At 74.1% G+C, this 10460-nt stretch carries 9 protein-coding genes and 1 pseudogene; 7 read left to right on the top strand and 3 right to left on the bottom strand.

Annotation, left to right across the window (positions count from 1 at the left end; translation table 11 throughout):
* Window positions 1–333, bottom strand: a 333-nt coding sequence (locus AE652_RS24735; protein WP_049655207.1) for a MarR family transcriptional regulator, incomplete at its 3' end; no start/stop codon positions are given.
* Between the two features lie 109 nt (window positions 334–442).
* Here AE652_RS24735 and AE652_RS24730 point away from each other — a divergent pair.
* From AE652_RS24730 to AE652_RS24700, 7 genes and pseudogenes are all read left to right on the top strand, one after another.
* Window positions 443–1693 carry an MFS transporter gene (locus AE652_RS24730; RefSeq protein ID WP_049655205.1) on the top strand — a complete coding sequence of 417 codons (1251 nt, stop codon included), beginning with the start codon at window positions 443–445 and terminating at the stop codon, window positions 1691–1693.
* 92 nt (window positions 1694–1785) lie between these two features.
* Window positions 1786–2556, top strand: a complete 771-nt coding sequence (locus AE652_RS24725) for a dienelactone hydrolase family protein (protein ID WP_049655203.1) — start codon at window positions 1786–1788, stop codon at window positions 2554–2556.
* Between the two features lie 86 nt (window positions 2557–2642).
* Window positions 2643–3359, top strand: coding sequence for a TVP38/TMEM64 family protein (locus AE652_RS24720; protein ID WP_049655200.1), 717 nt, complete (start codon window positions 2643–2645; stop codon window positions 3357–3359).
* A 94-nt stretch (window positions 3360–3453) separates the two neighbouring features.
* Window positions 3454–3969, top strand: a complete 516-nt coding sequence (locus tag AE652_RS24715; RefSeq protein ID WP_049655198.1) for a DinB family protein — start codon at window positions 3454–3456, stop codon at window positions 3967–3969.
* Window positions 3970–4263: 294 nt separating this feature from the next.
* Window positions 4264–4656, top strand: coding sequence for a cell division protein SepF (locus AE652_RS24710; RefSeq protein ID WP_053112231.1), 393 nt, complete (start codon window positions 4264–4266; stop codon window positions 4654–4656).
* A 159-nt stretch (window positions 4657–4815) separates the two neighbouring features.
* Window positions 4816–5352: pseudogene (locus AE652_RS24705) on the top strand (TetR/AcrR family transcriptional regulator); the annotation flags it as partial.
* A gap of 101 nt (window positions 5353–5453) precedes the next feature.
* The gene (locus tag AE652_RS24700) at window positions 5454–7037 is read left to right on the top strand and encodes an MFS transporter (protein ID WP_082345940.1); all 1584 of its coding nucleotides are present in this window, start codon (window positions 5454–5456) and stop codon (window positions 7035–7037) included.
* A 75-nt stretch (window positions 7038–7112) separates the two neighbouring features.
* Here the strand turns inward: AE652_RS24700 and AE652_RS24695 are convergent, their stop codons facing one another.
* Together AE652_RS24695 and AE652_RS24690 are read right to left on the bottom strand one after the other, a co-directional pair.
* Window positions 7113–9590: a SpoIIE family protein phosphatase gene (locus AE652_RS24695; protein ID WP_063780251.1), complete on the bottom strand. Its 2478-nt coding sequence runs from the start codon at window positions 9588–9590 to the stop codon at window positions 7113–7115.
* 149 nt (window positions 9591–9739) lie between these two features.
* Window positions 9740–10360, bottom strand: coding sequence for a TetR/AcrR family transcriptional regulator (locus tag AE652_RS24690; protein ID WP_049655195.1), 621 nt, complete (start codon window positions 10358–10360; stop codon window positions 9740–9742).
* Between the last annotated feature and the right edge of the window lie 100 nt (window positions 10361–10460).

The raw sequence follows: 10460 nt of genomic DNA, 5'->3' as shown, positions 1-10460 counted from the left end.
GGCGGTGGCCAGGCTGCGCCCGGCCAGGTCGGCGACGACCAGGCTGACGCCGCCGGAGCGGACGTCGAAGGCGGCGAGGTGGGCCCGGGAGGCGACCAGCGCGTAGAGCCGGGCGTTGGGGCCGCGCCGCTGTTCCCCGCGCTCGCCGACGACGGCCACCAGGCCGGTGCGCTGGAGCCGTTCGAGCAGGTCGGCGACGGTCGGCCGGGACAGGCCGGTGAGGCCGCGCAGCTCGGTCGCGGTCAGCGGACCCTGTTCGAGCAGGAGGTTGAGTGCCAGCCGGTCGTTGATCGCCCGGGCGGTGCTCGGCGTGGCCGTACGCGCGATGGTCATGGCGGATCATCCTTCCAGAGTGTTTCTATCAGGGTCCCTTCCTGATAGTTTATCGACCGTCACAGGGCACTGTCGCGCCCCACACCGCGCGACCGGGAGGGAACACCCCATGAACGGGACCACCGCGCCACCACCGCCACCGCCGGAACCGCTGAGCGCACCCCGCCGGGCCCGGGCCGGCATCGCCCTGGTCTTCTGCGTGCACGGGGCCGTCAGCGGCAGCTTCGTCACCCGCATCCCGTGGCTCCAGGACCGCCTCGACCTCTCCACCGGCCAGCTCGGCCTGGCCCTGGTCATGCCCGCCATCGGCTCCTCCCTCGCCATGCCGCTGGCCGGCCGCTTCGTCCACCGCTACGGCGGCCGGGCCGCGGTGCGCGGGCTGATCTCGCTCTGGTGCCTGGCCCTCGCCCTGCCCGCGCTCGCCCCCTCGCTGCCGGTGCTGTGCGCGGCCCTGCTGGTGTACGGCGCCGCGGCCGGGATGGCGGACGTCGCGATGAACGCCCAGGGCGTGGAGATCGAGGAGCGGCTCGGCCGCTCGATCATGTCCGGACTGCACGGGATGTGGAGCGCGGGCGGCCTGCTGGCCTCCGCCTTCGGCATCCTCGCCGCCCACCTGGACCTCGACGCCCGGCTCCAGCTGGCCGTCACCGCGCTGGTCCTGCTCGCCCTCGCCCAGCCGGTCTGCCGCGGCCTGCCCGACATCCGGGCGCACGAGGGCGCGGAGGAGCCGCCGCGGTTCGCGCTGCCGCCGCGCAGTTCGCTGGTGATCGGGCTGGTCGGCTTCTGCGCGGTCTTCGCCGAGGGCGCCTCGATGGACTGGAGCGGCGTCTACCTGCGGGACGTCACCGGCGCCTCGGCCACCGTCGCCGCCGCCTCGTACACCGCCTTCTCGCTCACCATGGCGGTCAGCCGGCTCGCCGGGGACGCGGCGATCCGCCGGCTCGGCGCCGTCCGCACCACCCGCGTCGGCGGCGCCGTGGCCACCGTCGGCGGCCTGCTGGTGGTCGCCGCCGACAGCCCGGCGCTGGCCATCCCCGGGTTCGCGCTCCTCGGCATCGGCATCGCGGTGATCGTCCCGCTCGCCTTCGCCGCGGCCGGCCGGATCGGCAGCAACCCCAGCCAGGCCATCGCGGGCGTCGCCACCGTCACCTACACCTCCGGCCTGATCGCCCCCGCGGTCATCGGCGCCCTCGCCCAGGCCACCTCGCTGACCGTCTCCTTCGGACTGGTCACCGCGCTCGCCTTCGCCCTGCTGCTGAGCGCCGGGGCGCTGCGGCTGGCCGAACGGAATTCCGGCGGCGAGAACGTGACCGCAACGTCACCGGAAAAGCCTTCCGGAAAAGATCTCTCCACGATATGATGGTGAATTCCTGAGGGAATTCCCCGCTAAAGTCTCGAACCGCCGGGCGCGCCGCGTCCGGCGGTTTTCGTGCTCCGCGAGAGGGATTCCCCGTGTGCTACGACCCGGACGCCGCCCCGCCCGCCCCCGGTCCCGCCCCGTGGCCGCTGGCCGAGGCCGCCCCACTGACCCTGACCTCGGCTGACGGCACCCGGTTCGGCGCCTTCCTGGCCCGCCCGGAGGTCGCCACCGGAGTCGGCGTACTCGTCCTGCCGGACAACAGGGGCCTTTCCCCGTTCTACCGGCAGACCGCCGCCCGGCTCGCCGAACAGGGCCACCCGGCGCTCGTCCTCGACTATTACGGCCGCACCGCCGGAGCCTTCCCGGAAAAGCGCCCGGCGGAATTCGGCGAACTGCCGGACCTGCTCCCCCACCTGCTCGCGCTCACCCCCGACGGCTTGGACGCCGACATCACCGCAGCGCTGGAACGGCTGCGCGCCGTCGGGCCCGCCGAGGTGGTCGCGCTCGGCTTCTGCTTCGGCGGCCGGCAAGCCTTCCGGACGGCCGCGCCGCGCTTCGGCCTGGCCGGCGCGGTCGGCTTCTACGGCTACCCGGACGTCATCCACGGCGCCCCGGGGCCGACCCAGCTCGCGGCGGAGCTGACCGCCCCGGTCCTCGCCCTCTGGGGCGGTGCGGACGAGCACATCCCGGCCGCCGCCGTCGAGGCCTTCGACGCCGCGCTCACCGCGGCCGGCTGCCCGCACACCTTCGTCACCTATCCGGGGGCGCCGCACAACTTCTTCGAGCTCGCCGCGGTCGACCACGCCGACGCGGCCCGGGACGCGTGGCAGCGCCTGCTGGGCTTCCTCGCCCGGCCGCGCTGAACCCGGATCCCGGCCCCCGCCCCAGGCCTTGGACCGGGGCGTGGACGGCGGCGGGGCCGGGGCCCGGGACCGGTTAGGCTCGGGCGGTGTTCGAGCCCGATGCCGTTCCCGTCCCGCCCCTCGCACCGCAGGTGCCCGCCATCGCGCCGCGTTCCCCGTGGTGGCGGTTCGCCCTGCTGGTCGCGGTGCTCGCGGCGGCGGCCGGCTCGCTCCTGCTGTGGAGCCCGACGGAGCTGCTGTCCGGCGGGCTGGCGGACCGGATGCCGGGCTACTGGTTCGGTCCGCTGTTCGCCCTGGTCTACGCGGTGGGGACGCTCGCCTTCGTGCCCCGGCCGGCCCTGAACGCCGCGGCCGGGCTGCTGCTCGGCATCCAGCAGGGCGTGCTGCTGGCGGTGCTCGGCACCACGGTCGGCGCCGCCCTGGCCTTCGTGCTCGGCCGGGGCCTCGGCCGCGAGGCGCTCCGCCCGTACCTGCGCGGGAAGGTGCTCGGGGCGCTGGACCGGCGGTTCACCGAACAGGGCTTCCGCAGCGTGCTGGTGCTGCGGCTGCTGCCCGGCATGCCGTTCCAGGCGGCCAACTACGGCGCGGCCTTCTCCGGGGTCCGCTTCCTGCCCTTCGTGCTCGCCACCGCGATCGGCGTGGTGCCGACCACGGCCGTGTACGTCACGGCGGCGGCCAGCGCGGGCCGGCCGGGCTCGGCGGCCTTCCTGCTGTCGGCGGGGGTGATCGCGCTGCTGGTGCTGGGCAGCGTGGTGGGCCTCTGGCGGGCGGCCCGGACCCGCCGCCGGGCGACGGTCGGCTGAACCCGGCCCGGCCGTCCGCTCCGACTCCCCCAGCCCGGCCCGCCAGGACAAAATCGTTCGCGCCGGTGCGCCGCCGGAGGCCAGGATGGCGCGCATGACTGCACCGGACCCGCGGGTGGACCCGCCGATGACGGCCGACGAGGCCGCCACCCTGCACGCCTTCCTCGACTACCACCGCCACACCCTCGCGCTGAAGACCGAGGGCCTGACGGACGACCAGCTGCGGCTGCGCTCCGTCCCGCCGTCCAACCTCTCGCTGCTGGGCCTGGTCCGGCACATGGCCGAGGTGGAGCAGTACTGGTTCCAGTCCGTCCTGCTCGGCCAGGAGAACGCCGAGGGGCACTTCTGGACCAAGGAGAACGAGGACGGCGACTTCGACGACGTCGACACCGCCGACGTCGCGGCCGACTTCGCCGTCTGGCGCGCCGAGGTCGAGGCCGCCCGCAGCGCCGCCGCCGGCCTGCCGCTGGAGACCGTCGGCAAGAAGCCGCGCCGCGGTCAGCCCGTGACGCTGCGCTGGATCCTCACCCACATGATCGAGGAGTACGCCCGACACAACGGCCACGCGGATCTTCTGCGCGAATTGATCGACGGATCGACCGGCGAGTGACCCTGCGGGTGACACCGCGGGTGAAATCGTTTCCGCATTGTTGACAGAAGGTCAATTACGCCGTGACCGCGACCGATAAGGTCAACGCGCGCAACCGTACGGCGCTGCGCCGCGTCAGTGGGAGTGCCCGGGTTCGCCCGGGTTTCCGGCGCGGCACGACTCGTACGGGGGTTGCGAGCGGGCACGGGACCGGTGAACAGTGCGATACTCGGACAGTTCCGACGAGTGGATGACGTGTCAAGAACGGCACGCACCCCCGGGGGACCAGGACGGGACGAGGCAGGGAGGCGCGGCATGGGAGCACTTCGCGACGAGCACCACAACGGGTGGCTGATGCCCTCGGGGAACTACCCGGCCGCGGTGTACGACGACGAGTGGGTCGATCAGGAGACGGTTCCGGCCGCCCCCGCGCCCACGAAGATCGTCTCCCTGCGGCCGACGGGCTTCGAGGCGGCCCGGACGGTCGGTGAGCACATCCGGGCGAGCATCCCGGTGGTCATGGACCTCACCGAGATGTCGGAGGCCGAGGCCAAGCGCATGGTCGACTTCGCCTCCGGGCTGATCTTCGGCACCCGGGGCGGCATCGAGCGGATCGCCCGGAGGGTCTTCCTGCTCACCCCGGCCGACGTCGAGGTCATGGTGATCGACCGCCCGATGGACGACACCGGCTTCTACAACCAGAGCTGAGCCGCCGCCCCGCGAGGGCTCACAGGCACCCCGGAACCGGGGACGGTACACCCACCGTCCCCGGTTTTTTGCTGCCCGGGCACCGAGAGCCCGCGCATCACCTGAGAGCTCGAACAAAAGAATGAGACATCTGTGTCTCATATGAACTAGACTCGGTCCATGGCCACCGACCGCGACACCGTCCTCGAAGCCGCCGTCGGCGTGCTCTCCCGCCGCCCGACCGCCCACCTGGACGAGATCGCGCGCGCCGCCGGCATCAGCCGCGCCACGCTGCACCGGCTCTTCCCGGGGCGCGACGCGCTGATCCGCGAGGTCGGCCTGCTCGGGCTGCGCCGGTTCGCCGCCGCACTGGACACCGCCGAGGTCGAAGAGGGCGACGCCGAGGCCGCGCTGCGCCGCCTGGTGGACGCCTCCGTGCCGGACGCCATGCTCTGCGCCTTCCTGGCCGGCGAGAACCAGCTCTACGAGAACGACGACATCAACGACCTCTGGGAGGTCCAGATCGCCCGGCTGCACGCGCTCTTCCTGCGCGGCCAGCAGCAGGGCGTGTTCCGCATCGAGCTGAGCGCCGCCTGGCTGAGCGAGGCCTTCTTCGACCTGGTGGCCGGCGTCGGCTGGTCCATCCAGGACGGCCGGCTCGCCCCGCGCGACGCCGCCTTCTCGCTCGCCGAGCTGTTCCTCGGCGGCGCGCTGCGCAGACCGGACGCGCGGACGCCCGTTCCCATCGGCGTGGGCACCACTGCCGTCACCACCCCCATCCACAGCACCGCCGACCACAGGCCGGACACCGATACACCATGAACACCCTGACCGCCCGCCAGCGCTGGACCGGCCTCGCCGTCCTCGTCCTGGCCGTGACCGTGGTCGCCCTGGACGCGACCGTCCTCTCCCTCGCCATCCCGTCCATCAGCGAGACGCTGCGCCCCAGCGGCACCCAGCTGCTCTGGATCGGCGACTCCTACTCCTTCGTGCTGGCCGGCCTGCTGGTCAGCATGGGCGCCCTGAGCGACCGGATCGGCCGCAAGAAGCTGCTGCTGGCCGGCTCCGCCGCGTTCGGCGCCGCCTCGCTGCTGGCCGCCTACGCGCCGAGCGCCGGCTGGCTGATCGTGGCCCGCGCCCTGCTCGGCGTGGCCGGGGCGACGATCATGCCCTCCACGCTCTCGCTGATCCGCGGCCTCTTCCCGGACGACCGGGAGCGGGCCACCGCGATCGGCATCTGGGGCGCGGCCGCCACTGCCGGGGCCGCCCTCGGGCCGGTGGTCGGCGGGGTGCTGCTGGAGCACTTCTGGTGGGGTTCGGTGTTCCTGCTGAACATCCCGGTGCTGATCCTGCTGCTGGTGTTCGGCGCCTGGCTGCTGCCGGAGTCCAAGGACCCGAAGCCGGGCCGCTGGGACGTGCTGAGCGTCGTCCTGTCGATGGCCGGCGTGATCGGCGCGGTGTACGCGGTCAAGGAGGCCGCCGCGCACGGCGTGGACCGCTGGGACGTGCCGGTCGCCTTCGTCCTGGGCACCGCCGCGCTGTTCGTGTTCGTCCGCCGCCAGCTGCGGCTGGAGACCCCGCTGCTCGACGTCCGGCTGTTCCGCGACCGGCGGTTCACCGCGGCCGTGTCGGCCTCGCTGATCTCCCTGATCGGGCTCTCCGGCGTGATCTTCGTGGTCTCGCAGTACCTCCAGCTGGTCCGCGGCTACCAGCCGCTCCAGGCGGGCCTGGCCGAGCTGCCGGCCTTCGCGGGATCGGTGGTCGGCGGCCTGCTGACCGCCCTGATCGCCCGCCGCTACGGTGCCCGCAAGGCGCTGACGGCCTGTCTGCTGGCGATGGGTCTGGGCGTGGGCGCGCTCGGCTGGCTGGAGCAGGACACCACCTACCTGCTGCTGGCCGCCTCCTTCCTGCTGGTCGGGACGGCCGAGGGCGTGGTCTACACGCTCGGCGCCGACCTGGTGCTGAACGCCGCGCCCGCCGACAAGGCCGGCGCCGCCTCGGCGGTCTCGGAGACGGCGTACGAGCTGGGCACCGCGCTCGGCATCGCGCTGGTGGGCTCGGTGGTCGGCTCGATCTACGCGAACGGGCTGGCGGTCCCGGCCGGGACGGACCCGGCGGCCGCCGCCCGGGCCGGCGAATCGCTGGGCTCGGCCGTCGAGACGGCGCAGGGCCTCTCGCCGGAGCTCGCCCAGCCGCTGCTGGCGAGCGCCCGGGAGTCCTTCGTCCACGGCATGAACAGCGCCGGGCTGCTGGCCGCCGCGCTGCTGGTCGGCGCGGCCGTGATGGCCTGGCGGCTGCTGCGCGGGCTGTCCGAGCCGACGGCCGGGGCGGAGACGGGCGCCGGGACCGGCCCGGAGGGCGCCGTCGACGTGTCGGCCGCGCAGCCGAGCATCAAGGCGTAACAGCGCACCGAGAACGGCCGTTCCCCCCGGGGGAACGGCCGTTCTCGTGTACGGAACCACCGTTCCCTACGGGACCTACGAGACCCCGAAGGGCAGCTCCAGCTCGGCCCAGACCACCTTGCCGTCCCGGGTGAGCCGGCTGCCCCAGCGCTGGGCCAGCTCGCTGACCAGGAACATCCCGCGCCCGCCCTCGTCCTGCTCGGCGAACGGGCGCAGCTGCGGGGTCTGGCCGCCGGCGTCGGAGACCTCCAGGGTGAGCACCCGGTCGCGGAACAGCCGCAGCCGGCGCGGGGCGTCGGCGTGCAGCAGGGCGTTCGTGACCAGCTCGCTGACCAGCAGCTCGGCGTAGTCGGTGAGCGCGGCCAGGCCCCAGGCCTCCAGGGTGGCGCGGGTGAAGCGGCGGGCCCTGCCGGGCAGCCGGCCGCCGCCGGACAGCGGCAGGGTGGCGACCCGGTCGGCGGGCAGCGGCAGCACCCGGGCCATGATCATCGCGATGTCGTCCTCGGTGCCGTCGGTGACCAGCGCCGCGAGGACGGCGTCGCAGTTCTCCTCCAGGGTCCGGCCGGGGCCAGAGAGGGTGCTGGCGAGCCGGTCGATCCCGGCGTCCAGGTCCTCGCCGCGCCGCTCGACCAGGCCGTCGGTGTAGAGCGTGACCATGCCGCCCTCGGGGATGGTGAACTCGATCGACTCGAAGGCCACCCCGCCGACGCCCAGCGGCACCCCGGGCGGCACGTCCACCCTGGCGGCGGTGCCGTCGGGGGCGACCCGGACCGGCGGCAGGTGCCCGGCCGAGGCGACCTGGACGGTGCGCTCCAGCGGGTCGTACACCGCGCAGATGCAGGTGGCGAACTGGCCCTCGCCGATTCCCGAGGCGGTCTCGTCCAGCCGGGTGAGGACCTGCTCCGGCGGCATGTCGAGGGTGGCGAGGGTCCGGGCGACGGTGCGCAGCTGGCCCATCGTGGCGGCGGCCCGGATGCCGTGGCCCATCACGTCGCCGACCACCAGGGCGACTCTCCCGCAGGACAGCGGCACCACGTCGAACCAGTCGCCGCCGACCTCGCTGACCACGCTGCTGGGCAGGTAGCGGTAGGCGATCTCCAGGCCGAGGGTGCGGTGCACCTCCTGCGGCAGCAGGCTGCGCTGGAGGGTGAGGGCGGTCTCCCGCTCGCGGCGGTAGAGCCGGGCGTTGTCGAGGGCCAGCGCGGTGCGGGCGACCAGTTCCTCGGCGAGGGCGACGTCGGCGGCGGTGAACGGCTCGGGGTTGCGCATCCGGATGAACTCGGAGCCGCCGAGCACCATGCCCCGGGCGGTGATCGGCACCATCAGGTACGAGTGGATGCCCGCCGCCATCCCGGGGGCCACCCGGTCCTCGCTGGAGACCAGCCCGCGCAGCACGTCCTCGTCCACGTGGGTGCGCAGCAGCGGCTTCCCGGCGCGCAGGCACTGGGTGTAGCTGCGGTCGGGGGCGTACTCGGAGGTCTCGCCGACCACGTCCACGGCGTGCGCGAGGCCGCTCTCGTAGGACTCCCCGACGGCGACGGCGCGGAGCGTGACGTTCCGGTCGGAGGGGATCGCGGTGGGCTCGGCGCCGCGCAGCACCGGCTCCAGCAGGTCGACGGTGGCGAAGTCGGCGAACCGGGGGACGACGGCCTCGATCAGTTCCTCGGCGGTGCGCTGGAGGTCGAGGGTGGTGCCGATCCGGGCGGTCGCCTCGGCGATGGTGGCGAGCCGTTCCTGGGCCCGGGCGGCGCGGGCCTCGGCCTGGAAGCGTTCGGTGACGTCGATGATCGAGGAACAGACCCCGAAGATCCGGCCGGTGGAGTCCTCGAGCCGGAAGTAGGAGGCGGACCAGGCGCGGTCCCGCCGGGGGTCGCCGGGGACCCGGCCGTGCGAGCGGGCGTCGACGACGGGCTTGCCGGTCTTGAGCACCTGGCGCATGATCTGCTCGATCTCGGCGCTGTTGATGCCGGGCAGGACGGCGGATATCCGGCGGCCGAGGTGGGCGGCGACGGGCACCCCGTTCATCCGGGCGAGTGCCTCGTTGATCCGGATGTAGCGCAGTCCGGTGTCGTAGACGGCCATGCCGATCGGCGAGCGGCCGAAGATGCCGTCCAGGACCGCGAGGTCGGCCTCGACGGCGTGCAGGGCGCGGGTGTCGGAGGCGGTGGCGAGCAGCAGCAGGGTGCCGGCCGGGCCGGCTATCGGGTAGGTGCGGAACTCCAGCTCGACCTTGTGGCCGTCGCGGTGGCGCACCGGGAAGACGCCGGACCAGCCGCTGCCGGTCATGATCCGCTGGAAGAGGCCGAGCACCTCGGAGCGGTCGGACCCGTCGGTGAGCAGCTGGGCGGCGTAGCTGCCGACGGCCTCCTCGGCGGAGTAGCCGAGCAGGGCCTCGGCGTCCTCGCTCCAGTGCAGGATCAGTCCGTCGTCCTGGAGCAGCGCCGTCGCGAGCGGGACGAGCCGGTGGCCTTCGGGGTTCGCGCCCTCGGGACGTACCGGGGCACGGCCCGGTGCCGGGTCGGCGGCGGTCGCGTCCCACTCGTGTCCGTGCATGATCAGGCAGCACCCCGGTTCGGCTCGTGCCCGGCCGGGTGGGCCTCGCGGTCGGTGCCGGCCGGGATTCTTCTCCAGACTGCACGGACATCGGCCGCCCGGCGACCCCTTTGGTCAGGGGGCGTCCGGTCGCTCCGGGTGTACGGGCGTCATGGGCGTACCGGCCGCAGCGTACTCTCCAGAACGCCCGCCCACTGCCGGATCACGCCGGAACGTCGGTGGCTGTCGTCGGTGAGCAGGTTGGCGAGGCCCAGTCCGCGGGCGAGGTCCAGCGTGGCCTGCACGGATTCGCGCACCCCGGGGCGGCTCTCGTCGGCGTCCAGGAACTCGACGGCGGCCCGGTGGGCCTCCCGGCCGACGTGGCCCTCCAGGGCGATGATCCGCTCGCGCAGCGCCTCCTCGGTGGCGGCGGCGGTCCACAGGTGCAGGGCGGCGCGGAACAGCGGGCCGGTGTAGAGCCGCACGATCATGTCGACCACGGCCCCGGTGCGGTCGGGGCCGGCGGTCGGCAGCTCGTCCGCGTGGGCGCGGACGGCTGCCAGCCGCTCGGCGGTGACGTGCTCGACGGCCGCGGTGAAGAGGTCCTCGCGGGTCGGGAAGTGGTGCTGGGCCGCGCCCCGGGAGACCCCGGCCCGTTCGGCGACGACGGTGACGGTGGAGCCGTGCCAGCCGAGCTCGGCCAGGCAGTCCACGGCCGCCGCGAGCAGCCGGGCCCTGGTCGCTCGGCTGCGGTCCTGCTGCGGGGTGCGGGCGGCGGGGTGGCTGGTCATGGCGGCGGGCGGTTCCTGTTCCGGTCGGGGCGCGGCGGGTGCCGGTCGGGGCGCGGCGGGACGATCCTCACAGACGCGCCCCGGTCCCCGGCCGCCGGGG

The sequence above is a fragment of the Kitasatospora sp. MY 5-36 genome (assembly GCF_001182915.1).
Classification (GTDB): domain Bacteria; phylum Actinomycetota; class Actinomycetes; order Streptomycetales; family Streptomycetaceae; genus Kitasatospora.
This window is presented reverse-complemented; position numbering and strand designations above follow the sequence as displayed.

Bases quoted from the DNA above. Each gene is read 5' to 3' on its own strand.
- AE652_RS24710 (WP_053112231.1), top strand. From the start codon at position 4,264: ATGGGAGCACTTCGCGACGAGCACCACAACGGGTGGCTGATGCCCTCG.
- AE652_RS24700 (WP_082345940.1), top strand. From the start codon at position 5,454: ATGAACACCCTGACCGCCCGCCAGCGCTGGACCGGCCTCGCCGTCCTC.
- AE652_RS24730 (WP_049655205.1), top strand. From the start codon at position 443: ATGAACGGGACCACCGCGCCACCACCGCCACCGCCGGAACCGCTGAGC.
- AE652_RS24690 (WP_049655195.1), bottom strand. From the start codon at position 10,360: ATGACCAGCCACCCCGCCGCCCGCACCCCGCAGCAGGACCGCAGCCGA.
- AE652_RS24715 (WP_049655198.1), top strand. From the start codon at position 3,454: ATGACTGCACCGGACCCGCGGGTGGACCCGCCGATGACGGCCGACGAG.
- AE652_RS24695 (WP_063780251.1), bottom strand. From the start codon at position 9,590: ATGCACGGACACGAGTGGGACGCGACCGCCGCCGACCCGGCACCGGGC.